Source organism: Bradyrhizobium sp. USDA3516, from assembly GCF_057651995.1.
This window is the reverse complement of record NZ_JBYGYN010000001.1, coordinates 1,227,687-1,250,608: the sequence shown is the minus strand read 5'-3', so window position 1 is coordinate 1,250,608 and position 22,922 is coordinate 1,227,687. Positions and strand designations below refer to the sequence as shown.

The 22,922-nt window shown below is 65.2% G+C and carries 20 protein-coding genes; 12 read left to right on the top strand and 8 right to left on the bottom strand.

All coding sequences use genetic code 11. From position 1 onward, the window contains the following. Positions 1-178: 178 nt before the first annotated feature. The 5 genes from AC24YW_RS05890 to AC24YW_RS05870 all read right to left on the bottom strand — a co-directional run bounded on the left by AC24YW_RS05890 (position 179) and on the right by AC24YW_RS05870 (position 5,287). The gene (locus AC24YW_RS05890; RefSeq protein ID WP_487481822.1) at positions 179-820 is read right to left on the bottom strand and encodes a suppressor of fused domain protein; all 642 of its coding nucleotides are present in this window, start codon (positions 818-820) and stop codon (positions 179-181) included. A 165-nt stretch (positions 821-985) separates the two neighbouring features. Beyond that, the gene (locus AC24YW_RS05885) at positions 986-2,059 is read right to left on the bottom strand and encodes a malate/lactate/ureidoglycolate dehydrogenase (RefSeq protein ID WP_487481821.1); all 1,074 of its coding nucleotides are present in this window, start codon (positions 2,057-2,059) and stop codon (positions 986-988) included. Between the two features lie 11 nt (positions 2,060-2,070). Continuing rightward, positions 2,071-2,982: an NAD(P)-dependent oxidoreductase gene (locus tag AC24YW_RS05880; protein ID WP_487481820.1), complete on the bottom strand. Its 912-nt coding sequence runs from the start codon at positions 2,980-2,982 to the stop codon at positions 2,071-2,073. A gap of 12 nt (positions 2,983-2,994) precedes the next feature. Further along, on the bottom strand, positions 2,995-4,245 hold the full coding sequence (locus tag AC24YW_RS05875) for an allantoate amidohydrolase (protein ID WP_487481819.1): 1,251 nt from the start codon (positions 4,243-4,245) through the stop codon (positions 2,995-2,997). 124 nt (positions 4,246-4,369) lie between these two features. Further along, positions 4,370-5,287, bottom strand: a complete 918-nt coding sequence (locus AC24YW_RS05870; protein ID WP_487481818.1) for a LysR family transcriptional regulator — start codon at positions 5,285-5,287, stop codon at positions 4,370-4,372. Positions 5,288-5,407: 120 nt separating this feature from the next. Here AC24YW_RS05870 and AC24YW_RS05865 point away from each other — a divergent pair, with 120 nt between their 5' ends. The 6 genes from AC24YW_RS05865 to AC24YW_RS05840 all read left to right on the top strand — a co-directional run bounded on the left by AC24YW_RS05865 (position 5,408) and on the right by AC24YW_RS05840 (position 11,027). Next, a complete protein-coding gene (locus tag AC24YW_RS05865; protein ID WP_487481817.1) occupies positions 5,408-6,223 on the top strand; it encodes a putative hydro-lyase in 816 nt (271 codons plus the stop codon). 88 nt (positions 6,224-6,311) lie between these two features. Further along, positions 6,312-7,556: an ABC transporter substrate-binding protein gene (locus tag AC24YW_RS05860; protein ID WP_487481816.1), complete on the top strand. Its 1,245-nt coding sequence runs from the start codon at positions 6,312-6,314 to the stop codon at positions 7,554-7,556. Between the two features lie 193 nt (positions 7,557-7,749). Continuing rightward, positions 7,750-8,628 (top strand): branched-chain amino acid ABC transporter permease, encoded by an 879-nt coding sequence (locus tag AC24YW_RS05855; RefSeq protein ID WP_487481815.1) that lies wholly within the window; start codon positions 7,750-7,752, stop codon positions 8,626-8,628. Further along, the gene (locus AC24YW_RS05850; RefSeq protein ID WP_487481814.1) at positions 8,628-9,611 is read left to right on the top strand and encodes a branched-chain amino acid ABC transporter permease; all 984 of its coding nucleotides are present in this window, start codon (positions 8,628-8,630) and stop codon (positions 9,609-9,611) included. Before AC24YW_RS05855 ends, AC24YW_RS05850 begins: the two co-directional genes overlap by 1 nt. Next, the gene (locus AC24YW_RS05845; protein ID WP_487481813.1) at positions 9,608-10,339 is read left to right on the top strand and encodes an ABC transporter ATP-binding protein; all 732 of its coding nucleotides are present in this window, start codon (positions 9,608-9,610) and stop codon (positions 10,337-10,339) included. Before AC24YW_RS05850 ends, AC24YW_RS05845 begins: the two co-directional genes overlap by 4 nt. Beyond that, positions 10,323-11,027: an ABC transporter ATP-binding protein gene (locus AC24YW_RS05840; RefSeq protein WP_487481812.1), complete on the top strand. Its 705-nt coding sequence runs from the start codon at positions 10,323-10,325 to the stop codon at positions 11,025-11,027. The genes AC24YW_RS05845 and AC24YW_RS05840 overlap by 17 nt, the downstream gene beginning before the upstream one ends. A gap of 123 nt (positions 11,028-11,150) precedes the next feature. On the opposite strand, the gene otnC is transcribed toward AC24YW_RS05840, so the two are convergent. Beyond that, positions 11,151-11,825 carry a 3-oxo-tetronate 4-phosphate decarboxylase gene (gene otnC / locus AC24YW_RS05835; protein ID WP_487481811.1) on the bottom strand — a complete coding sequence of 225 codons (675 nt, stop codon included), beginning with the start codon at positions 11,823-11,825 and terminating at the stop codon, positions 11,151-11,153. Here otnC and ltnD point away from each other — a divergent pair. The 5 genes from ltnD to AC24YW_RS05810 all read left to right on the top strand — a co-directional run bounded on the left by ltnD (position 11,815) and on the right by AC24YW_RS05810 (position 18,725). Then, positions 11,815-12,849 (top strand): L-threonate dehydrogenase, encoded by a 1,035-nt coding sequence (gene ltnD / locus AC24YW_RS05830; RefSeq protein ID WP_487481810.1) that lies wholly within the window; start codon positions 11,815-11,817, stop codon positions 12,847-12,849. The genes otnC and ltnD overlap by 11 nt on opposite strands. Before the next feature lie 13 nt (positions 12,850-12,862). After that, positions 12,863-13,645, top strand: coding sequence for a 2-oxo-tetronate isomerase (otnI, locus tag AC24YW_RS05825; protein WP_487481809.1), 783 nt, complete (start codon positions 12,863-12,865; stop codon positions 13,643-13,645). Then, entirely contained in the window at positions 13,642-14,928 is a 1,287-nt protein-coding gene (gene otnK, locus AC24YW_RS05820; RefSeq protein WP_487481808.1) for a 3-oxo-tetronate kinase, read from the top strand. The genes otnI and otnK overlap by 4 nt, the downstream gene beginning before the upstream one ends. Before the next feature lie 172 nt (positions 14,929-15,100). Then, on the top strand, positions 15,101-16,792 hold the full coding sequence (locus tag AC24YW_RS05815) for a methyl-accepting chemotaxis protein (protein ID WP_487481807.1): 1,692 nt from the start codon (positions 15,101-15,103) through the stop codon (positions 16,790-16,792). 238 nt (positions 16,793-17,030) lie between these two features. After that, positions 17,031-18,725 (top strand): methyl-accepting chemotaxis protein, encoded by a 1,695-nt coding sequence (locus AC24YW_RS05810; RefSeq protein WP_487481806.1) that lies wholly within the window; start codon positions 17,031-17,033, stop codon positions 18,723-18,725. A 171-nt stretch (positions 18,726-18,896) separates the two neighbouring features. Here the strand turns inward: AC24YW_RS05810 and AC24YW_RS05805 are convergent, their stop codons facing one another. Then, positions 18,897-20,414 (bottom strand): acetyl-CoA acetyltransferase, encoded by a 1,518-nt coding sequence (locus tag AC24YW_RS05805; RefSeq protein ID WP_487481805.1) that lies wholly within the window; start codon positions 20,412-20,414, stop codon positions 18,897-18,899. 123 nt (positions 20,415-20,537) lie between these two features. Continuing rightward, positions 20,538-21,671, bottom strand: a complete 1,134-nt coding sequence (locus AC24YW_RS05800) for a nitronate monooxygenase (RefSeq protein ID WP_487481804.1) — start codon at positions 21,669-21,671, stop codon at positions 20,538-20,540. A 348-nt stretch (positions 21,672-22,019) separates the two neighbouring features. Here AC24YW_RS05800 and yghU point away from each other — a divergent pair, with 348 nt between their 5' ends. Then, positions 22,020-22,895, top strand: a complete 876-nt coding sequence (yghU, locus tag AC24YW_RS05795; protein WP_487481803.1) for a glutathione-dependent disulfide-bond oxidoreductase — start codon at positions 22,020-22,022, stop codon at positions 22,893-22,895. Positions 22,896-22,922: the final 27 nt, after the last annotated feature.

Genomic DNA, 22,922 nt, shown 5'->3' with positions numbered 1-22,922 from the left:
CAGCGCCGCGTTGGCCCCGGCTCCCTTCGGCAGCCACCCCTCAATAAAACTCGGCTGCCCCGTCTGCTTCACTGCCATCGCTACCCTCCAAGGCTTTGCACTAGGGAATCACAAATGGCGAATTACGCAACAGGCCCACAAGGGGAGAAGGAAAGAGCACTGGTGTTTTGGCTACACCCTACACATACGACTTCCGCGCCGGATCGAAGATCGGCGGATAATCGTTCTCGTCGAGCAGATCGAGAAGCGGATCGAGCCCCCTCGACTTGATCAGCGCGAGCTCCTGATGCGAGATCAGGTTCACGGTCAAGATCTCCACCGGATCGCCCGCAATCTCCAGCGCCTCGGCGATCTCCTTGTCGGGGCCGATGATCGGTGTGAGCAACAGGAACGTCTGGAAGTCCGTTCCAGCAACCGGCGGCCACGGGAGCGCGACGCGATGGCCGAAGCCGAACCAGGTCGTGTCGACGAACGGCAGATTGGCCAGCCAGCGCAGATTGGCCCAGACCTCCTCGGTCGGTTCGCGGACGTACCACATCAGCTCGGCACGGGGCTTTGCGTCCTCGGGAACGCCGTGCATCCGTTGCTCGCTCATGCCGTTGGTCAGGAGGACATAGCCTTCGTCGGAGCCCTCCTGGCAGACCGGGACGAAGTCGCGGCCGAAGGCGTGGATGTCGATCCGGCGCTCTGCGTTATCAGTGAATGTGTGCTCGGGCTCGCCAAGCTCGCGCTCATAGATGGCGAGCCGTTGCCGGTAGAGATCGGATCCGGGCGACGGAAGGTTTGAGCCGGACACGAATTTTGCGAGACGGGAGAGCATGCGAACCTCGGGCGGATGCAATCGGATATCCGCATTGTCGCAAGGTCATGCGGGGCGGTTCAAACCCGTCCCGCGAGCACGTCGATATCTTCGCCGCCATCCAGTCTCTCTTGCGCGATTGTGCATGAGGAGCAAGGCGAGGCCGAGGAACGCGTCTCGTTCCGATCAGCTCGCGATCTTCTCGATCGCCGTCTGTTCCAGCCCGAACTTCCTCCCGGCATCCAGGATCTCCTGCCAGGTGGTTGGATCGACCGGAATGCCTTCGGCGAGGCGCTTCGTCTTGGTCTCGCGCTCGGGATCGCCGGCGATCCTGACCTTTTCGACGCCGGGGGCAGGCGGCGAGCCGGTGTGCCAGGCAACAAAACTCTCGACCTCGCGCGCGAGATTTTCGCCGGTGCCGAGCTTGCCCGGATCGATGACGATCGAGAGCATGCCGTTAAGGACGTTGTGCTTGCCGTCGGACGAGCCCTTGACCACCTGCCCGCCGGAGAGCGCGCCGCCCAGGATTTCACACACCAGCGCAAGGCCCGAGCCCTTGTGCTCGCCGAACGGCAGGATCGCGCCGTAGGGCGGGATCACGGTGTAGCGCGGGTTGATCGTGGGCTTGCCCTCGTGATCAATGATGGTGCCGACCTCGAGCTCGACGCCCTTGTTATGGGCAACACGGGTCTTGCCCTGCGCGATCCTGCTGGTGGCGAAATCAAGCACAATGGGATCCTTGCCGGCGCGCGGGATGCCGACGCAGAACGGGTTGGTGCCGTGGCGTGCGTCGCTGCCGCCCCAGGGCGCCACGATCGGCCGCGAGATCACGTTGACGAAGTGGATCGAGACCAGGCCGTGGTCGATGCACTGCTCGGCCCAGTGGCCGATGCGGCCGATGTGATGCGAATTTGAGAGGCCGACAAGGCAGACACCGTTCTTCTTTGCGCGCTCGGCCGCGAGCTCCATCGCTTCATGGCCGATCACCTGGCCGTAGCCGGTGAGGCCGTCGAGGGTGAGAAGCGGGCCGGTGTCGAGCACGATCTTGACGTGCGAGTTCACGGCGAGGCCGCCATTGGTGACGCTCTGGACGTAGCGCGGGATCATGCCGACGCCGTGCGAGTCGTGTCCCTTCAGATTGGCCTCGACGAGATTGGTGGCCACGAGCTCGGCCTCGCGGTCCGAGGAGCCGCCGGCCCTGACGATGGCATGGATGGCCTTGGTGAGCGGCTCAGCCTTGATGATGCGATAGTCGGCCATTGTTGTTGCTCTTATCCCTTCACGATCCGGCGGCAATGCACCCACGCCGCTTCAATCAGGTTCTCGCTCGCCTCCGGCGTGCGGAAGGCGGAATGCGCCGACAGCGTCACGTTCGGCAGCTTCGTCAGCGGATGATCGCCGGGCAGCGGCTCGATGTTGAAGACGTCGAGGCCGGCGTGGCGGATATGGCCGGACTTCAGCGCCTCGATCATGGCGGCCTCGTCGACGACGGCGGCGCGGGCGGTGTTGATGAGGATCACGCCGCGCTTCATCGCAAGGATCTTCTCGCGCGTGATCATGCCGCGCGTCTCGTCGTTGAGCAGCAGGTGCAGCGACACCACGTCGCTCCTCGCCAGCACGCTGTCGAGGTCAGTGAATTCGACGCTTGGATGGCTCTTCGGCGAGCGGTTCCAGGCGATCACCTTCATGCCGCTCCCGGACGCGATGCGCGCGACCTCCGCGGCGATGCCGCCGAAGCCAATCAGGCCGAGCGTCTTGCCGGTGAGCTGCATGCCGTCCTCGCGCAGCCAGTTCCCGGCGCGCATCTCGCGGTCCATCATCGCGATGACGCGGGCCGATGCCCACATCAGCGCGATCGCGGATTCCGCAACCGCCGTGTCGCCGTAGCCCTTGATCAGATGCACGGAGATGCCGAGCTCGGCGAGTTCTTCCGGATTCATGTAGCTGCGCGCGCCGGTGCCGAGGAACACGACGTGCTTCAGCCCGCTGCATTTCTTTGCGACTTCCGTCGGCAGTGCGGTGTGGTCGACGATCGCGATCTCGGCGCCGTCGAGAATATCAGGATATTGCTCAGGCGTGATGTCGGGGTTCCTGTTGATCCGCACCTTGGGATCACCAGGCTTCTCCAGCCGCTCCATGATCACGGCCAGCGATTCATTGGCGTCGACGAAAACTCCACGCATGCTTCTCTCCGGTCAGGATGCGACGCCGGCGATTGCCAGCACGGTATGCATGAGGACGTTGGTGCCCGCGGCGCAGTCGCCCTGCGTCGCATCCTCCAGCTCGTTGTGGCTGATGCCGTCCTTGCAGGGCACGAAGACCATCGCCGCCGGCATGATCGTGTTGAGGTTGCAGGCGTCGTGGCCGGCGCCGGAGGTGATGCGGCGCGAGGAATAGCCGAGCGTCTTGGCGGCGTTCTCGACGGCAGCGATCAGCTTCGGATCGAAATGCGTCGGCGGCTTGCGCCAGACCAGATCGATCTTGACCTCGACCTTGCGACGCGCGGCGATCTCGGCAATTGCAGCGCGCAGATCGCGATCGAGCGCATCCATGATGGCGGCATCGGCACTGCGGCAGTCCATGGTGAAGGCGATCTCGCCGGGAATGACGTTGCGCGAGGGATTGGCGATCACGGCCTCGCCGATGGTGCCGACGGCGTTCGGTCCGTGCTTCCTGGCAATCGACTCCATCGCCAGCACGATCTCGGACAGCGTCGCCAGCGCATCGCGCCGCAGCGGCATCGGCGTCGAGCCCGCATGACTCTCGAATCCGGAGATCTTGCCGTCGTACCAGAGCACGCCCTGGCCGGAATCGACCACGCCGATGGTCTTGCCTTCCGCTTCGAGGATAGGCCCCTGCTCGATGTGCAGCTCGACGAAGCAGCCGAGCTTCTGGAAGCCGACCGGCTTGTCGCCGCGATAGCCGATGCCGTCGAGCGCCTGGCCGACCGTGGTGCCCTCGGCGTCCTTGCGCGACAAAATGTCGTCGGTGGTGAAGTCGCCGACATAGGCGGCGGAGGCCATCATCGCCGGTGCGAAGCGCGAGCCTTCCTCGTTGGTCCAGTTCACGATGCAGATCGGCGCCTCGGTCTCGATGCCGGCGTCGTTCAGCGTGCGGATCACCTCCAGCGCGCCGAGCGTGCCCAGGATGCCGTCATACTTGCCGCCGGTCGGCTGGGTGTCGAGATGCGAGCCGATGCCGACTGGCAGCTTCGACATGTCGCGGCCCCTGCGCAGGCCGAACTGTGATCCGAGCGCGTCGACGTGGACTTCCAGCCCGGCATCCTCGCAGGCCTTGCGGAACCAATCGCGCACCTGCTTGTCTTCGCTGCTCAACGTCAGCCGCCGCACGCCGCCTTTGGCCGTCGCACCGAATTGCGCGGTCTCGTGGATGGAGCCCCACAGGCGGGCGGAATCGATCTGCAGGTTGGTGGCGGCTCGGCTCATGCGGTCGTTTTCCATTGTCGCTGTCATTCCGGGGCGCCCGAAGGGCGAACCCGGAATCTCGAGATTCCGGGTCTGGTGCTGCGCACCATCCCGGAATGACGTTGAAGGTTGTCCGGCGCCTTTTTCAATGACGCGCCTGTGCGGGCGCGTCAACCGCGAGGCTGCTCTGCGCAATTTGCCGTGCAAGCTCGGCGACGCGCTCCACGGCGACGACGTCGGGCGAGGCGAGCCAGCTTGCGGTGAAGGTCAGCGGCGCGATGGAAAGGTCGGTGTCGAGCAGCTGCAGGCGTCCGTCGGCAAGCTCGTTCTCGACGATGGCGTCGGGGATCACGGCGATGCCGAGTCCCTCGACCGCCATGTGGATGACGGTCGCCAGCGAAGCGGACGCATGCAGGCGGATCGGTGGCAGCTCCGGTCGGTCGAACACCTCGCGCACGACCTCGTAGGGCTTGGTCTTGCGCGGGAAGGTGATGATCGGAAACCGCGCGAGGTCCGCCGGCGTCACCGGGCCCTTGCCGAGCCCGAGCGAGGGACTCGCGAGGAAGCCGATTGGATAATCGGCGAGCACGCGGTTGTGCACGCCGGAGGCGGATAGCGGTCCGACGACGAAGGCGAGCTCGATCTCCTGTGCGAGCAGGCGCGCGGTGAGGTTCGGCGTGATGTCGACCTCGATCTCCAGCGACAGGTTCGGATAGACCTCGTTCACGCTCTTGACGAGCCGCGGCAGCCAGGTGTGCACGATGGTCTCGGCGACGCCGAGCCGCATCACGCCGCGCATTGCCGAGCGGTCGCCGATCTCTGCCATCATCGCAGCGCGCAGGCCGATCAGCTTCTCCGCGTAGACCATCATCTGCCGCCCGCTCGGCGTCGGTGACGCCACGCGATGATCGCGGTTCAAGAGCTTCACGCCCATCTCGCGCTCGAGCTGGGCGATGCGCTGGGAAATCGCCGGCTGGGTGGTGTTGAGCCGTTGCGCGGCGCCGCGGAAGCTGCCGAGCTTCACGACCCATAGGAACGTCTCGATCGACCTGAAGTCCAGCATTGGAAGGATTTTCCCGATCGATAAATCAGATTTATCGATATTGATTAGAAACGAAGATTAGACTTTATAGCACGCTTGGTGTTGGCTTGTCTTTGTCGAGTTTATAGGCAGGTCGATCACATGACTGTTTTGGTGGCAGCGCAGCAAACTGAAACACCCGACAACCTCCCGAGCCGCAAGGCCCGGCTCGCCTATCGCGAAGGGCTGGTCGCCTCCACCGCCGGCGTCGCCCCCGGATACGTCCAGGGCAATCTGGCGATCCTGCCGGCGGAATATGCCGGTGCCTTCCACCGCTTCTGCCAGCTCAATCCCAAGCCGTGCCCGATCATCGGCATGTCCGACGTCGGCAGCCCCTTCATCCCCTCGCTCGGCGCCGATCTCGACATCCGCACCGACGTGCCGCGCTACCGCGTCTGGCGCGACGGCGAGGTCGTGGACGAGCCGACCGACCTGAAGAGCTACTGGCGCGACGATCTCGTCACCTTCGTGCTCGGCTGCTCGTTCTCGTTCGAGGAGGCGCTGCTCGAGGAGGGCATGCCGATCCGGCACATCGAGAAGAACGTGCGCGTGCCGATGTATCGCACCAACATCGCTTGCGGCGAGGCCGGTCCATTCGCCGGCCCCATGGTGGTGTCGATGCGTCCATTCAAGCCGGCCGATGCGATCCGCGCGGTGCAGATCACCTCGCGCTATCCGGCCGTGCACGGCGCGCCCGTGCATCTCGGCCATCCGCACCTGATCGGCATCAGGGACATCGCCAAGCCCGACTACGGCGATCCGGTGCCGGTCGCCGACGACGAGATCCCGGTGTTCTGGGCCTGCGGGGTGACGCCGCAATCGGTCATCAACGCCGCCAAGCTGCCGTTCGCGATCACGCATTCGCCCGGCCTGATGCTGGTGACCGATCTCAAGAACAGAAACATGGCCGTGATTTAGTGGGCAGCGTCTGCTGCTTCTTCAGGCTTTACCGCATCCACCAATCGCTTCATTCGATCAGCCAAATTCAGGAACAGGGGACTTTGCCATGACGATCACTCGCCGCGACGTGTTGTTGGGAGCCACCGCCACTGCCGCCCTCGTGCCGCTGGCAGCGCGCGCACAAACGACGGAAGTCGTGATCGGCGTGATCTATCCGTTTTCGGGCGGCAGCGCGCAGCAGGGCGTCGACGCGCAGAAGGCCTATGAGACCGCGCTCGAAGTCATCAACAAGGACAGCGATTTCGACCTGCCGCTGGCAAAGGGCGAAGGTCTGCCGGGCCTCGGCGGCGCCAAGATCCGTCTCGTGTTCGCCGACCACCAGGCCGATCCGCAGAAGGGCCGCGCCGAAGCCGAGCGCCTGATCACGCAGGAGAAGGTCTGCGCCATCATCGGCACTTATCAGAGCGCGGTGGCCGTCACCGTCAGCCAGATCTGCGAACGTTACCAGGTTCCGTTCCTGTCCGCCGACAATTCCTCGCCGAGCCTGCACCGCCGCGGCCTGAAATATTACTTCCGCGCCTCGCCGCACGACGAGATGTACTCGGCCGCGATGTTCGACTTCTTCGACGCCATGAAGAAGAAGGGCACCAAGATCGAGACGCTGTCGCTGTTCCACGAGGACACCATCTTCGGCACCGATTCCGGCAATGCCCAGACCAAGATCGCCGGCGAGCGCGGCTACAAGATCGTCACCGACATCAAGTATCGCGCCAACTCGCCCTCGCTCTCGGCCGAGGTGCAGCAGCTCAAGACCGCCAATGCCGACGTGCTGATGCCGTCGAGCTACACCACCGACGGCATCCTCCTGGTCAAGACCATGGCCGAGCTCGGCTACAAGCCGAATGCGATCGTGGCGCAGGACGCCGGCTTCTCCGAGAAGGCACTGTACGATGCCGTCGGCGACAAGCTCGAGGGCGTGATCTCGCGCGGCACCTTCTCGCTCGACCTTGCGCAGAAGCGTCCGATGGTCGGCAAGATCAACGAGATGTTCAAGGCGAAGTCGGGTAAGGACTTCAACGATCTCACCTCGCGCCAGTTCATGGGCCTGATCATCCTCGCCGACGCCATCAGCCGCGCCAAGTCGACCGATGGCGAGAAGATCCGCGATGCGCTGGCCGCGACCGACATCCCCGGCGAGAAGACCATCATGCCCTGGAAGCGCGTCAAGTTCGACGAGATGGGTCAGAACAACGACGCCGATCCGGTGCTGCTGCAATATGTCGGCGGCAAGTTCGTCACCATCTTCCCGCCGCAGGCCGCGATCGCCGAGGCGATCTGGCCGATGAAGTGAGCGGGCAGGGATCAAGCACTTTGGCGGTATAGCCAATCGACCTGCCTCCCCGCGACGTCATTGCGAGCGAAGCGAAGCAATCCAGAAATGTATCCACGGAGACAGTCTGGATTGCTTCGTCGCAAGGGCTCCTCGCAATGACGGAGGAGGTGGCTTCGGCTCTCATTCTCAGCGCATTTCGGGGGACAGACTTTTGACAGCCCAAGCCATCATTCAGAGTCTCGCGAGCGGCCTTCTGATGGGCCTGCTCTACGGATTGATCGCGGTCGGCCTCGCGCTGATCTTCGGCCTGATGGACGTCACGAACTTCGCCCATGGCGAGTTCCTGATGATCGCGATGTATCTGTCTTTCTTCCTGTTCGCGTTCTTCGCCATCGATCCGCTGCTGTCGGCGCCGCTGGTCGCAGCGGCGCTCTTCATATTCGGAGCGGTCGTCTACCTGCTCCTTGTACGCTTCGCCATGCGGGCCAAGGCCAATGCCGGCATGGTGCAGATCTTCACCACCTTCGGGCTCGCCATCGTCATGCGCGGGCTGGCGCAGTATTTCTTCACGCCAGACTATCGCAGCATCCCGCAGTCCTGGCTCGGCGGCAAAACCATCTCGATCGGCGGCATCTTCCTGCCGGAGCCGCAGCTGGTCGGCGCGCTGGTCTCGATCGCGGCTTTTGCGGGTCTCTACTTCTTCATCCACCGCACTGATTTCGGCCGCGCGATCGAAGCCACCCGCGAAGATCCCGGCGCGGTGGCCCTCGTCGGCATCGACAAGAACCGCGTCTTCGCGTTCGGCTGGGGCCTCGGCGCCGCGCTGGTCGGTCTCGCCGGCGCGATCATGGCGGTGTTCTTCTACATCTATCCCGACGTCGGCGCATCGTTCGCGCTGATTGCCTATGTCACGGTGGCGCTCGGCGGCTTCGGCAGCGTGTTCGGCGCCTTCGCCGGTGGCATCATCGTCGGTCTCGTCGAGGCGATCACCGCGCTGGTGCTGCCGCCATCGCTGAAGTCGGTCGGCATCTACTCGGTCTATCTGCTGGTCGTCTTCATCCGGCCGCGCGGCTTGTTCGGATCGATCTGATGGACAAGGAATTTGCAGCGCGGCGCCGCCGCGATCTCATCATCGCCGCAGCGCTCGCCGCGATTGCCGCGCTGACGCCGTTGTTCGTGAAGGACGTCGTCGTCCAGAACATCCTGATCCTGACGCTGATGTATGCGGGACTGTCGCAGAGCTGGAACATCCTGTCCGGCTATTGCGGCCAGATCTCGCTCGGGCACGCGCTGTATTTCGGCCTGGGTGCCTACACCACCGAGCTGCTGTTCACGAAGTTCGGCGTGCTGCCCTGGTTCGGCATGCTCGCGGGTGGGGTGGTGTCGGCGCTGATCGCGATGGGGCTCGGCTATCCCTTCTTCCGCCTGCGGGGCCACTATTTCGTCATCGCGACGATCGTCATCGCCGAAATCGGTTTGCTTCTGTTCCACAACTGGGAATGGGCAGGTGCCGCGATGGGCATCACCATTCCGATCCGCGGCGACAGCTGGCTGAAATTCCAGTTCCTGCGCACCAAGCTGCCATACTTCTATTTCGCGCTGGCGCTGTGCTGCCTCGCCTGGTTCGTGACGTGGTGGCTGGAAAACTCCAAATGGGGCTTCTGGTGGCGCGCGGTCAAGGACAACCCGGAGGCGGCCGAGAGTCTCGGTGTCGACGTGTTCAATTCCAAGATGGGGGCGGCTGCGGTCTCCGCCTTTCTTGTCGCCGTCGGCGGCAGCTTCTACGCCCAGTTCGTCTCCTACATCGATCCGGAAAGCGTCATGGGCTTCCAGTTTTCGCTGCTGATGGCGCTGCCGGCCGTGCTCGGCGGCATCGGTACCCTGTGGGGGCCGGTGCTGGGGGCCGCCATTCTGATCCCGTTGACCGAGCTGACGCGCTTCAAGTTCGGCGGCTCGGGGCGCGGTGTCGACCTCATTGTCTACGGCACGCTGATCGTTCTGATCTCGCTGGCTCTGCCGCGCGGCCTGCTCAGCCTGTTTTCACGCCCGAAGAAGACGGGAGCTGCCCGATGACCGCGCTGCTCGAAACCCGTGGCGTCTGGCAGCGCTTCGGCGGCCTCGTCGCCAACAGCGACGTCTCGATCTCGGTCGGCCGCGGCGAGATCGTCGGCCTGATAGGTCCCAACGGCGCCGGCAAGTCGACGCTGTTCAATCTCATCGCCGGCGTGCTGCCGCCGACACAAGGCTCGATTCTGTTCGACGGCGAGGACGTCACCAAACTGCCGGCGGCCGAACGCTGCCGGCGGGGCATCGGCCGCACCTTTCAGGTCGTGAAGAGCTTCGAGACCATGACTGTCATCGACAACGTCATCGTCGGTGCGCTCGTGCGCACCACCGTGATGCGCGAGGCCCGCCGCAAGGCGCATGAGGTGCTGGAATTCACCGGCCTTGCCGCGCGCGCCGACGTGCTCGCCAGCGACCTCGTGCCAGCCGAGAAGCGCCGGCTCGAAGTCGCGCGGGCGCTTGCGACCGAACCGAAGTTGCTGCTGCTCGACGAGGTCCTCACCGGCCTGACGCCGACCGAGGCGCAGACCGGTGTTGCGCTGGTGCGCAAGGTGCGCGACGCCGGCATTACCGTCTTGATGGTCGAGCATGTCATGGAGATCGTGATGCCGCTGGTGGACCGTGCCATCGTGCTCGACCTCGGCAAGGTGCTGGTCGAGGGCAAGCCCGCCGACGTCGTGCGCGATCCCAAGGTGATCAAGGCATATCTGGGAGATCGTCATGCTGTCGGTGCGTGAAGTCACCACCGCCTATCAGGGCCTGGTCGCGATCTCCGCGGTCTCGATCGAGGTCGAGAAGGGCGAGATCGTCTGCGTCGCCGGCGCCAATGGCGCGGGCAAGTCAACGCTGCTGAAATCCATCGCCGGCGCCGAGCGCCCGCGTTCGGGCACCGTGACGTTCGACGGCAAGCGCCTCGACGGCATGGCGCAACATCACATCACCGCCACCGGCATCGCCTACGTGCCGGAGAACCGCCGCCTGTTTCCGCGCCTGTCGGTGCGCGACAACCTTCGCCTTGGCAGCTATCTCTACAGGGGCGAAGCGAACCGCGAAGAGCCGCTCGATCTCGTCTTCAAGCTGTTCCCGCGTCTTCAGGAACGTCTGGAGCAGCGCGCCGAGACGCTCTCCGGCGGCGAGCAGCAGATGCTCGCGATCGGCCGCGCGCTGATGACCCGTCCGCGCCTCTTGATGCTGGACGAGCCCTCGCAAGGCATCATGCCGAAGCTGGTCGACGAGATTTTTCAGGCGGTGAAGCTCATCCGTGACTCCGGCATGACTGTCCTGATCGTCGAGCAGCGCATGGCCGAGTGCCTCGAGATCGCCGACCGCGCCTACATCCTGCAAACCGGCCGCGTGCTGATGCAGGGCTCGGCGGTGGAGATCAAGGGCAATCCCGACGTGCGGAAGGCGTATCTGGGGCTGTAACTGCAGAGAACATTTCGTAGGGTAGGCAAAGCGAAGCGTGCCCACGCCTTCCAAAGACGTGGGCACGGCGCTGGCGCGCCTTTGCCCACCCTACGGTATGATCGCAACGGTGATGTACGTGGCCTAATGCCGGTGCCCGTGCTCCGGCAACGCCACCCCGAACACCTTCACGAGATCCTTCACCTGCTCCGGCGAGAGATAGCGCGGGTTCACCCCGCGCAGCAGCAGGTACAGCTTCGCCGTTTCCTCCAATTCCTCCGTCGCGAACACCGCGGCTTCCAGCGTATCGCCGGCGACGACAGGGCCGTGATTGGCGAGCAGCACGGATGAATATTTCCCGGCCAGGCCCCTGATCGCATCCGCGACCGCGGGATCGCCGGGACGGTAATAGGGCACGAGCGCGGTAGCGCCGCATTTCATCAAATAATAGGCCGTCATTGGCGGCAGCGCGGCGCGTGGGTCGATCTCGGGTAGCATCGACAGCGCGACCGAATGCGTGGAGTGCAGATGCACGATCGCCCGCGCACTCCCCCGCGTGTCGTAAAGCGCATTGTGTAGTGGAACTTCCTTGGTCGGCGCGTCGCCCGACACCAGCCGGCCCTGGCTATCCAGCCGCGACAGCTTCGCCGGATCGAGGAATCCGAGCGAGGCATTGGTCGGCGTCACCAGCCAGCCGCCGTCGTCCAGCTTGACGCTGATATTGCCCGAGGAGCCCGGCGTCAGCCCACGCTCGAACAGGGATCGTCCGAAGCGGCAGATATCCTCGCGCAGCAATGTCTCATTGCTCATGGCCGTCATGCCTGCTTGTCTCACGCTTTGGCAGCGCGGCCAAGCCGTGTTATTCGGTTGCCAAGCTGCCGCGAAGGGCGGCTATTTGGGAAACGTTCGCAAGGGTCAGTTGCATATGTCCGCCTCCACGTCACAAAGTCAGCGTATCGCCGTTGTCGGGCTCGGCTCGATGGGCTTTGGCATGGCGACCTCGCTCAGGCGCGCCGGGCATGTCGTGACCGGCTGCGACGTCTCGGCGGATGCCGTCGCGCGTTTCGTGAAGGACGGCGGCGCGGGGGCCAAGACGCCGGCCGAAGCGGCCAGGGACGCAGACATCGTCGTCAGCGTGGTCGTCAATGCGGCGCAGACCGAAACCATCCTGTTCGGCAAGGACGGCGCCGCCGAGACCATGCCGAAGGACAGCGTGTTCGTCTCCTCGGCGACCATGGACCCGGACGTGGCGCGGCGTCTTGCCAAGCAGCTGGAGGCGACCGGCCGGCACTATCTGGATGCGCCGATCTCCGGCGGAGCGCAGCGCGCTGCGCAAGGCGAATTGACGATCCTGGCGTCCGGCAGCTCCGCCGCCTTTGCCAAGGCGCGGCCGGCGCTCGATGCCATGGCGGCAAAGCTCTACGAGCTCGGCGATGCCGCCGGCCAGGGCGCTGCCTTCAAGATGATCAATCAACTGCTCGCCGGCGTTCACATCGCCGCCGCCAGCGAAGCGATGGCGTTCGCGGCCAAGCAGGGCCTCGACATCCGCAAGGTCTACGAGGTCATCACGGCCTCGGCCGGCAATTCCTGGATGTTCGAGAACCGGATGCCGCACGTGCTCGACGGCGATTACACGCCGCGCAGCGCGGTGGAGATCTTCGTCAAGGATCTCGGCATCATTCAGGACATGGCGCGCAGCGCCCGATTCCCCGTGCCGGTCTCCGCCGCCGCGCTCCAGATGTTCCTGATGACGTCGGCCGCCGGCATGGGCCGCGACGACGACGCATCGGTCGCGCGCATGTATGCGCAGGTCACCGGCGTCAAGCTGCCCGGCGACAAGTAACAGAGGATCTCCAATGCCCCGTTTCGCCGCCAATCTCTCGATGATGTTCACCGAGGTGCCGTTCCTCGACCGCTTCGACGCCGCCGCGCAAGCGGGCTTCACCGCGGTGGAATTCCTGTTTCCGTACGAGCATCCCGCCGAGGCCGTCGGCGAACGGCTCAAGCGCAACGGCCTGACCCAGGCGCTGTTCAACCTGCCGCCGGGCGATTGGAACGCCGGCGAGAAGGGCTTTGCCGCGCTGCCATCGCGCTTCTCCGATCTCAAGGCGAGCCTGGAGACGGCGCTGCCTTATGCCAAGGCGACCGGGGTCAAGCGCCTGCACCTGATGGCCGGCATCGCCAACCGCGGTGAGCGCGCCGCGATCGAGGCCTTCTACAAATCGGTGGCCTGGGCCGCCGAGTTCTTTGCGCCGCACGGCATCGATATCGTGATCGAGCCGATCAATGCGCGCAACGTGCCCGGCTATTTCCTCAACGATTTCGGCTTCGCGCGGGATCTGATCCAGGAGCTGAGGCTTGCGAACCTGAAGCTCCAATTCGACATCTATCACTGCCAGATCATCCACGGTGACGTCACCATGCGGCTGCGCGAGATGATGCCGATCGTCGGCCACGTCCAGATCGCCAGCATTCCCTCGCGCAACGAGCCCGACGGCGAGGAGCTGAACTATCCGTTCCTGTTCGAAGAGCTCGATCGGCTCGGCTATGCCGGCTTCGTCGGCTGCGAATACAATCCGCGCGGCAAGACCACCGAGGGCCTCGCCTGGTTCAAGCCCTATGCGGGAGTGAAGCCGTGACCCTTGCAGCAAGAATCTCTCTTGGCTGCATCGCCGACGACTACACCGGCGCGTCCGATCTCGCCAACACGCTGACCCGCGCTGGCCTGCGCACCGTCCAGACCATCGGCATCCCTGCCGACGATCTGGCGCTGCCCGAGGTCGATGCCGTCGTGGTGTCGCTGAAGAGCCGCTCGATCGAGGCCGGCCTTGCCGTGTCGCGTTCGCGCGCGGCGGAAAAATGGCTGCGCGGCCGCGGCGCGGGTCACGTCCTGTTCAAGATCTGCTCGACCTTCGATTCCACCGACGCCGGCAATATCGGCCCGGTCATGGACGCGCTGCGCGCCGATTGCGGCGAGGGAGCCGTGCTGGTGACGCCGGCCTTTCCGGAGACCGGGCGCACCGTCTATCAGGGCAATCTGTTCGTCGGCGCCGTGCCGCTCAACGAGAGCCCGCTGAAGGACCATCCGCTCAACCCGATGCATGATTCCAACCTGGTGCGCGTGCTGGCACGCCAGAGCGGGACGCAGATCGGCCTCGTCGATCTCGCCACCGTCGCGCGCGGCGCGGAGGCCGTGCGGGCACGGCTGGCCGAGCTCGCCGCCAGGGGCATCGGTGCTGCGATCATCGACGCCGTGTTCGATCGCGACCTCGAGACCATCGGTCTCGTCGCCGCCGAACATCTTCTGTCGGTCGGCGCGTCCGGCATGGGCCTCGGGCTTGCGCGCGCCCTGGTGTCGACGGGCAAGGTGAAGCCGGCGCCGAGCGGCGAAACCGGCGCGGCCGTCGGCGGCCTGGCGGCATGCCTTGCCGGCAGCTGCTCGCAGGCGACGATTCAGCAGGTCGCCAGCGCCGAACGCATCATGCCGGTGCTTCATCTCGATCCGGAGCGGATCGTCGCGGGCGCCGCCGAAGCGGAGCGTGCGCTGGACTGGGCAAGGCCGCGGCTTGCGGAAGGTCCGGTGCTGATCGCCTCGAGCGCGACGCCGGACGCCGTTGCCGCCGTGCAGGCCCGCCATGGCCGCGATGCCGCCGGACACGCCATCGAGCAGGCCATGGCCGGGATTGCGGAGGGGCTGGTGCAGGCCGGCGTTCGGCGCCTGATCGTCGCCGGTGGCGAGACATCCGGCGCCGTGGTCGATCGGTTGAAGATTCCCGGATTTCTCGTCGGAGTAGAAATCGCGGCGGGAGTTCCGGTGCTGCACGCGGTTGGCGCAAGCTCCGGCGAGATGTTGCTCGCCCTGAAGTCCGGAAATTTCGGCGGTGCCGAGTTCTTCACGGATGCGCTTAGGCTCATGCGCTGAGCGCAGGGCATTTTTAGCTGCCTGTTCATTTGTTTCGGGCTCCGTACTTCGCACGGAGTCGTCGCTGACACCTGCACGGGTGCTCTGCTGTCGGATGTCGGTGCTGCTCCCCTTTGGTTGATTCGTAAAACTTCTGGGCGCGGCACCGCCGCCAGCACAAAGAGATCCGATTATGCTCGCCAACATTTCCATCCGCGCCAAGATCATCAGTGTCGTGGCGTTCCTGCTCGTCGCGATGGCCGGCATGGGCCTGCTCGCCGTCATGAAAATGCGGTCGATGAACGCCAATACCGCCGACATCACGATGAACTGGATGCCCAGCGTGCGGGTGCTCGGCGAGCTTCGGGCGAGCGTCATCACTTATCGCAACGTGGTCCGCCAGCACATGCTTTCCGAGACGCTGGACGAGAAGCTCGCCAACGAAAAGACGGCCGTGACAGTGCTCGAGGCGCTTGCCAAATTCCGTAGCCGCTACGAGCCGATGATCACCTCGCCGGAGGAGCGGGCGCTCTACACCCAATGGGCAAAACTCTGGGACGATTATAAGAAGGGCACCGAAGAGGTGATGGCGCTCTCGCGCAAGGAAGCGGGCAAGATCCCGCACGAGGCCCGGGAGCTGAATACGAAGACGGTCAACAAGCTCGGTCTTCAGGCAGACGAAGTCCTGACCAAGGACATCGAGCTCAACACCAAGGGCGGAGAGCAGGCCGCTCAGGACGCCGCCGACAGCTACGCCTATGCCTTCATGCTGGTCTCGACCATTCTCGGCGCTGCCATCGTCGTCGGCATCGGCGTCGGCTTCTATCTCGTCCGCGACGTCTCCAGCGGCATCAACTCGATCACCCTGCCGATGCAGGCGCTGGGCCGGGGCGACCTCTCCGCCGAAGTCCCGCATCGCGGCGAGAAGACCGAGATCGGCGCCATGGCCGACGTGCTCCAGATTTTCAAGGAGGCGCTAATCGCCAAGAAGGCGGCCGACGAAGCCGCCGCGGCCGATGCCGCGGCCAAGATCGAGCGTGGCCGCCGCGTCGACGACATCACCCGCGAATTCGAAACCATGATCGGCGAGATCGTCCAGACCGTGTCGTCGGCCTCGACCCAGTTGGAGGCCTCCGCATCGACCCTGACTGCGACCGCCGACCGCTCGCAGCGGCTGGCGACCACGGTGGCCGGCGCTTCGGAGGAAGCCTCGACCAACGTGCAATCGGTGGCCTCGGCGACCGAGGAGATGGCCTCGTCGGTCGGCGAGATCAGCCGTCAGGTGCAGGAATCGGCGCGGATGGCGGGCGATGCCGTCGGCCAGGCGCGCGCCACCACCGAGCGCGTCAGCGAGCTTTCCAAGGCCGCCTCCCGCATCGGTGATGTCGTCGAGCTGATCAACACCATCGCCGGCCAAACCAATCTGCTGGCGCTGAACGCCACCATCGAGGCGGCGCGAGCGGGCGAGGCCGGCCGCGGCTTTGCCGTCGTCGCCTCCGAGGTGAAGGCGCTCGCCGAGCAGACCGCGAAGGCGACCGGCGAGATCGGACAGCAGATCTCCGGCATTCAGGCGGCGACCAACGATTCCGTCGGCGCCATCAAGGAGATCTCCTCGACCATCGAGCGCCTGTCGGAGATCTCGTCGGCCATTGCGGCGGCGGTGGAAGAGCAGGGCGCCGCGACGCAGGAGATTGCCCGCAACGTGCAGCAGGCCGCGCAGGGCACCCAGCAGGTGTCGTCCAACATCACCGACGTGCAGCGCGGCGCCACCGAGACCGGCACGGCCTCCTCGCAGGTGCTGTCGGCAGCGCAGATGCTGTCGAACGATTCCGGCCGGCTGAAGAGCGAGGTCGGCAAGTTCCTGACCAGCGTTCGGGCCGCCTGAACTCTCGAATATCCGTTGCGATAAAAAGAGCGGCGCCGCATAGCGCTTCTCTTTTTCTTTTTCAGGGTCGGTAGCCCAGTGTCGCCTAAAGGTAGCATCATGAGGGTGGCCCGTATACTTACGGGCGGCACGTTTCACCGATAGTTAAAGTCGCTTTACGAGAATCGCGCAAAGACGACTCCAACAGTGGCCGTCCGAATTGGAAATGAACAGATAATCAATTCATCTGGGGCCCAGGATGCGCAAGAACCTCCCTGTCACCGCAGTCGAATATCCCGTCAGCGACGAGACGTTGATCGTTTCGCGGACCGATCTGAAGGGCAAGCTCACCTACTTCAACGAGGACTTCCTCGCTGCCGCCGGATTCACCTCGGCGGAACTGATGGGCCAGCCGCACAACATCGTCCGCCACCCCGACATGCCGCCAGAGGCATTCGACAATCTCTGGGACACGCTGAAGGCCGGCAAGCCCTGGCTCGGCGCAGTCAAGAACCGCCGCAAGAACGGTGACTTCTATTGGGTGCTGGCGACGGCCTCTCCGATCCGCGAGAACGGCGAGGTCAAGGGCTACACCTCGATCCGCACCAGGCTGCCGGCCGATCAGCGCAAGCTCGCCGAAGAGGTCTATGCCGCCATCCGCGAGAAGAAGCCGCATGGTTATCGCATCGACGCCGGCATCATCCGTCGCCGCTCTTGGCTCGACCGCTTCGGCATCTTCACCGGGACGCTGAAGGCGCGCCTGGTCACGATGATGGTGCTCCAGACGCTGTTCATGCTCGCGCTCGGCGTCGGTGGCGCAGTCTCCACCGGCGGTTCGACCAGCCTGATCTTGTCGCTGCTGGCCGTCGCTGGGGCCGCAATCGCCGGTTTCGCCGGCTTTGCGACCATGCGTGCGATACAGGGCCCGATGCGGCATCTCAACGACACGCTGGTCAACCTCGTGCAGGACAAGCTCGACAACCGCATCATCATCGACCGCGACGACGAGATCGGCGAGGCGCTGCGTAACCTTCAGACCGTGCAGACCATCATCCGCTTCAGCCGCGACGAGGTGCAAGCGGTGCAGCGCCGCGCCGAGGCGCAGCGCAAGGCCGACATGACCAAGCTCGCCGACGGTTTCGAGGCCGCAATCGGGGAGATCGTCGAGACCGTATCCTCGGCTGCAACCGAGCTCGAGGCTTCGGCCTCGACCCTTTCGACGACAGCGGGCCGGGCCCAGGAGCTGGCCATGGTGGTCGCGTCGGGCTCGGAGGCCGCCTCCAGCAACGTCCATTCCGTGGCTTCGGCTGCCGAGGAGATGTCGTCCTCGGTGCGCGAGATCGGGCGCCAAGTGCAGGATTCCTCCCGGATCGCGAGCGAGGCGGTCAGTCAGGCGCATGCCACCACCGAGCGTGTCAGCGAGTTGTCGCGGGCTGCGGCGCGGATCGGCGATGTCGTCGAGCTCATCAATGCGATTGCCGGCCAGACCAACCTGCTGGCATTGAACGCCACCATCGAGGCGGCGCGCGCGGGCGAAGCCGGCCGCGGCTTCGCGGTGGTGGCCTCCGAGGTCAAGGCGCTCGCCGAGCAGACGGCCAAGGCCACCGGCGAGATTGGCCAGCAGGTCGGCGGCATTCAGGCGGCGACGCAGGATTCGGTCAGCGCCATCGGCGAGATCAGCGGCACCATCGCGCGTCTGTCGGAGATCGCCTCGGCGATTGCGGCGGCCGTGGAGCAGCAGGGTGCGGCGACGCAGGAGATCGCCCGCAACGTGCAGCAGGCCGCCCAGGGCACCCAGCAGGTCTCGTCCAACGTCGGCGACGTGCAACGCGGCGCCTCTGAGACGGGATCAGCGTCCACGCAGGTGCTGTCGGCGGCCCAGATGCTGTCCCGCGATTCCAACCGCCTCAAGCTCGAGGTCGGCAAGTTCCTGAACTCGGTTCGCGCCGCCTGAGGTAGACAGCGGACGGGACTGCGATGTCGTGCCCCGGACGCAGCGCAGCATGACATGATGCGTTGCTGAGCCGGGGCCCATCTCTCCTTCTGTGCCCGTATTGCTTTCCTGGGTCCCGGCTCTGCGGAGCGGCACTTCGCGCCGCGGCGCGTCCGGGACAGGAGAGCGAGCTTATGCCACCCGCCACTCCGGCACGCCATCTTCTGCCATAGCGATTTCGCCGAGCGAGCCGACCGGAGTGCGATCCATGGCGAGCAGATGCGCCAGCGTCGCGCCATCGCTCGCCGGGATCCGCGCCAGCGTGCGGCGATCGTCCCGCGTCCGCAGCATCACGACGCCATGCTCGACATCGCCGCCGCGGCCGTAGAGCACGGTGAAGCTCTCGACCTTGCCCTTGCCCGTGGCCTCGTTAACGAACTCCGGCACCGCGCGCTTGTTGAGGTCCGCCTCGTCCTGCACGCTCGTCTCCTGGGCCAGCGCCTCGCGCGGCGGCGTCTTCGACACCACCAGCGCGTGGTGCTTGGTGACGAAGCCGCCCTGGCCATAGAGCAGGCCGAGCCTGCCGCCGTCGCGTAAACGACGCACCATCGCGCAGGCCGCATGCGTCATGTAGGTGTTGAGCGGCGCGCCGAAGAAGGTGAGGCCGCCCGTCACGGTCGGCTGCACATCGGGGCCCAAGCCCAGCGTCCGCCGCGCCATCTTGGGCACGCAGGGGAAGCAGCTGTAGAGCTCGATCGCGTCGAAGGTCTTGCCGTCGCCGCCGGCAAGGTCCAGCACCGCTTTCAGCACGGCGTTCTGCGGGTGGCTCTCGTAAAACTGGTCGCGCATCAGATAGTCGCGCGGCTCTTCCGCGGAGGCGCCGCCGAGCGGGTAGACCAGTTTGTCTTCGGCGATCCCGGCCGCGCGTGCCTTGGCGAGACTGGTGAGCAGCAGTGCGCCGCCCATGTTGACGCTGGGGTTGGCCACCATCAGCTTGTTGTAGGGCCAGGCGATCAGCCGGTTGTCCGCGGTCGGCGTCGTGATCTCCTCCGGCGCATAACGCCGCTTCAGCCAGGCGTTTGGATTCTGCGCGGCGGCTTCCGAATAGCGCGACCACAGCGTGCCTGATTCCGACATGGCCTCGCGCGGCGTCTGCCCCCAATGCGCGGAGGAGGCCGCTTCATAGAACGGATAGACGGTCACAGGCCGAAACACACCGAGCTTCACCGCTAAGGGCTTCTGGAACGCCGCGCCGCGCTTTGGCTCCTCGACGTCATGGGCGAACGGCGTCCACGTCAGCTTGACGCCGGCGCGTTCCGCCTTGGTCGCGGTCGACTGCGCCTCCGCGCCGCACACCGCCGCCACGCTGCACTCGCCGCGCGCGATGCGCTTGGCCGCCTCGTGGATGAAGCGGATCGGGCTCTCGCCGCCGACCGGCCCGTAATGGCAATGCGCGGGCGAGATGCCGAGGCGCTGCGCCAAAAGCTGCTCCGGATCGCGATAGCGCCAGCTCAGGAAGTTGACGACGTCGAGCGACTGCACCTCGCCGAGCAGCTTTGTGCCGGCGTCCGCCTCCGCGCGCCTAAGTGCTTGTTCGAGCAGGTCGAGCGGTTCGAGACCCTCGGCGATCTCCTTCGGGCGATCGACGATCTCGCCGACGCCGACGATGACGGGGATGCGGTCTTCGGGGATATTGTTCTTCTCAGTCATAATCTCGATTCACGACGTTAGTTGCTTCGTCATTGCGAGGAGCGAAGCGACGAAGCAATCCAGAAATGGATCCGCGGAAGCAGCCTGGATTGCTTCGCTGCGCTCGCAATGACGACGTAGTGGCTACTCCGCCACCAGCGCGTTCATATGCTCGACGGCTTCGGCGAAATCCTGCTTGAACTCCTGTACCACGGCGCCCGCCGATTTCACGCTGTCGATCAGGCCGACGCCCTGGCCGACGAAATAGCTGACGAGATCGCGTGCCCTCGCGTTGCCGCTTGCGGCGGCTCGGTCGATCGAATGGAACGCGTCGCGGCTGATGATGCTTTGCAGCGGCATCGGCAGCGCGCCAGGGCTGTCCGGCGCGCGGTCCCACGCATCGGTCCAGACCGAGCGGAGCTGCCGCGCCGGCTTGCCGGTGCGGCCCTTCGAGCGTACCGCATCGCGCGAGGAGGCCGCGATCATCTTCTCGCGAAAGATCTCCGTGGTCTCGGCCTCCACTGTCGCGAGCCATACCGAGCCGGTCCAGGCGCCGGCCGCGCCCATCGCCATGCAGGCCGCCATCTGCCGCCCCGTCATGATGCCGCCGGCCGCCAGCACCGGCACGTCGCGGATCTCTTTGATCGCCTTGATCACCTCCGGCACCAGCACCATGGTCGAGACCTCGCCGCAATGGCCGCCGGCCTCGGTACCCTGCACCACGAGGATGTCGACACCGGCCGCGACCTGGCGCAGCGCATGCTCCTTGGCGCCGACCAGCGCGGCGACCGGTACGCCATGCTTCTTGCCCATCTCGATCATCGCCTTCGGCGGCACGCCCAGCGCATTGGCGATCAGCCGGATCGGATGATTGAAGGAGACCTCCAGCAGCTGAAGCGCGGTCTTCCCATCGAACGGCTGCGGCTGGTTGTCCGCCACTTCAGTCGCGGTCAGCTCGATGTCGTACTTCTTCAGGAGGTCACGCGTGTAGTTGCGGTGCTGCTGCGGAACGCGCGCTTCCAGGCTCTTCCAGGTGACGTCCTTCTCGCCCGCGGTCGAGATGTTTTCCGGGATCAGCACGTCGATGCCGTAGGGCTTGCCGTCGACGTGATCGTCGATCCACTTCAGCTCACGCTCGAGCGTATCCGGCTTATGCACGGTCGCGCCCAGCACGCCGAAGCCACCGGCGCGGCTGACGGCGGCAACGACGTCACGACAATGGCTGAAGGCGAGCAGCGGGAATTCGATCCCCAGCATGTCGCAGATCGGCGATTTCATGGTTGTCTCCCGGCGGCCTTCGCATTGCTTCGCTGGTGAAGCATAGCCGCGCTCGTCGATCGATGACATGCCGAATTCGACAAGGCATCTTGTGTGTAGGCGTCGCACTTGGCGTCCCAGGCGACGCCGTCATTCCGGGGCTCGCGCCAGCGAGAACCCGGAATCCATCTTTCTGGGCATTCCGGGCCGAGGGATGGATTCCGGGTTCGCCCTGCGGGCGCCCCGGAATGACGAGGGGGCGCCATGACAAAACGTGAAGTTGCCACGCCCTGCAATGCGTGCGGCGCCCTTGTCATCGGCCGTTTGCGGGCTAATTAATGCAGACGCATCTTTTTCCCGGAGTCCCGCATGACCGACGCCCCCGCCTACGTGCCGCCCAAAGTCTGGACCTGGAACAAGGAGAATGGCGGGCAATTCGCCAACATCAACCGCCCGATTGCCGGCCCCACCCACGACAAGGAGCTGCCAGTCGGCAAGCATCCGCTCCAGCTCTACTCGCTGGCGACGCCGAACGGGGTCAAGGTCACCGTGATGCTGGAGGAGCTCCTGGCGCTCGGCTACAAGGGCGCCGAATATGACGCTTGGCTGATCAAGATCGGCAATGGCGACCAGTTCGGCAGCGGCTTCGTCGACATCAATCCGAATTCCAAGATCCCGGCGCTGATGGACCGCTCCGGCCCCGAGCCCATCCGGGTATTCGAGTCAGGCTCGATCCTGTTCTACCTCGCGGAGAAGTTCGGCGCCTTCCTGCCGAAGGACGTCAAGGCCCGCACCGAGGCGATGTCCTGGCTGTTCTGGCAAATGGGCAGCGCGCCCTATCTCGGCGGCGGCTTCGGCCACTTCTACGCCTATGCGCCGACCAAGATCGAATATGCGATCGACCGGTTCGCGATGGAGACCAAGCGCCAGCTCGACGTGCTCGACCGGCGTCTCGCCGACAACGAATATCTCGCGGGCAGGGATTACACCATCGCCGACATGGCGGTGTGGCCCTGGTATGGCGCGCTCGCCAAGGGGCTGGTCTATGGCGCCGGCGAATTTTTGTCGGTGCAGGACTACAAGAACGTGCAGCGCTGGACCGACCAGATCGCGCAGCGCCCCGCCGTGAAGCGCGGCCGCATGGTCAACCGCGTTTCCGGCGACCCCGCCAGCCAGCTCCACGAGCGCCACGACGCGAGCGACTTCGAGACCAAGACGCAGGACAAGCTCGCGCCGGCGACGTAGGCGCTTTCCTTAACCTCTCTCCGCTTG

What these genes read in the sequence shown, in the direction of transcription:
- AC24YW_RS05865 (WP_487481817.1), top strand. Translation starts at nt 5,408, where the DNA reads ATGACTGTTTTGGTGGCAGCGCAGCAAACTGAAACACCCGACAACCTC.
- AC24YW_RS05805 (WP_487481805.1), bottom strand. Translation starts at nt 20,414, where the DNA reads ATGACTGAGAAGAACAATATCCCCGAAGACCGCATCCCCGTCATCGTC.
- AC24YW_RS05885 (WP_487481821.1), bottom strand. Translation starts at nt 2,059, where the DNA reads ATGGCCGACTATCGCATCATCAAGGCTGAGCCGCTCACCAAGGCCATC.
- ltnD (WP_487481810.1), top strand. Translation starts at nt 11,815, where the DNA reads ATGGCCGTCATGCCTGCTTGTCTCACGCTTTGGCAGCGCGGCCAAGCC.
- AC24YW_RS05845 (WP_487481813.1), top strand. Translation starts at nt 9,608, where the DNA reads ATGACCGCGCTGCTCGAAACCCGTGGCGTCTGGCAGCGCTTCGGCGGC.
- AC24YW_RS05875 (WP_487481819.1), bottom strand. Translation starts at nt 4,245, where the DNA reads ATGAGCCGAGCCGCCACCAACCTGCAGATCGATTCCGCCCGCCTGTGG.
- AC24YW_RS05850 (WP_487481814.1), top strand. Translation starts at nt 8,628, where the DNA reads ATGGACAAGGAATTTGCAGCGCGGCGCCGCCGCGATCTCATCATCGCC.
- AC24YW_RS05800 (WP_487481804.1), bottom strand. Translation starts at nt 21,671, where the DNA reads ATGAAATCGCCGATCTGCGACATGCTGGGGATCGAATTCCCGCTGCTC.
- AC24YW_RS05880 (WP_487481820.1), bottom strand. Translation starts at nt 2,982, where the DNA reads ATGCGTGGAGTTTTCGTCGACGCCAATGAATCGCTGGCCGTGATCATG.
- yghU (WP_487481803.1), top strand. Translation starts at nt 22,020, where the DNA reads ATGACCGACGCCCCCGCCTACGTGCCGCCCAAAGTCTGGACCTGGAAC.
- AC24YW_RS05890 (WP_487481822.1), bottom strand. Translation starts at nt 820, where the DNA reads ATGCTCTCCCGTCTCGCAAAATTCGTGTCCGGCTCAAACCTTCCGTCG.
- AC24YW_RS05840 (WP_487481812.1), top strand. Translation starts at nt 10,323, where the DNA reads ATGCTGTCGGTGCGTGAAGTCACCACCGCCTATCAGGGCCTGGTCGCG.
- AC24YW_RS05860 (WP_487481816.1), top strand. Translation starts at nt 6,312, where the DNA reads ATGACGATCACTCGCCGCGACGTGTTGTTGGGAGCCACCGCCACTGCC.
- AC24YW_RS05870 (WP_487481818.1), bottom strand. Translation starts at nt 5,287, where the DNA reads ATGCTGGACTTCAGGTCGATCGAGACGTTCCTATGGGTCGTGAAGCTC.
- AC24YW_RS05815 (WP_487481807.1), top strand. Translation starts at nt 15,101, where the DNA reads ATGCTCGCCAACATTTCCATCCGCGCCAAGATCATCAGTGTCGTGGCG.
- otnC (WP_487481811.1), bottom strand. Translation starts at nt 11,825, where the DNA reads ATGACGGCCATGAGCAATGAGACATTGCTGCGCGAGGATATCTGCCGC.
- otnI (WP_487481809.1), top strand. Translation starts at nt 12,863, where the DNA reads ATGCCCCGTTTCGCCGCCAATCTCTCGATGATGTTCACCGAGGTGCCG.
- AC24YW_RS05810 (WP_487481806.1), top strand. Translation starts at nt 17,031, where the DNA reads ATGCGCAAGAACCTCCCTGTCACCGCAGTCGAATATCCCGTCAGCGAC.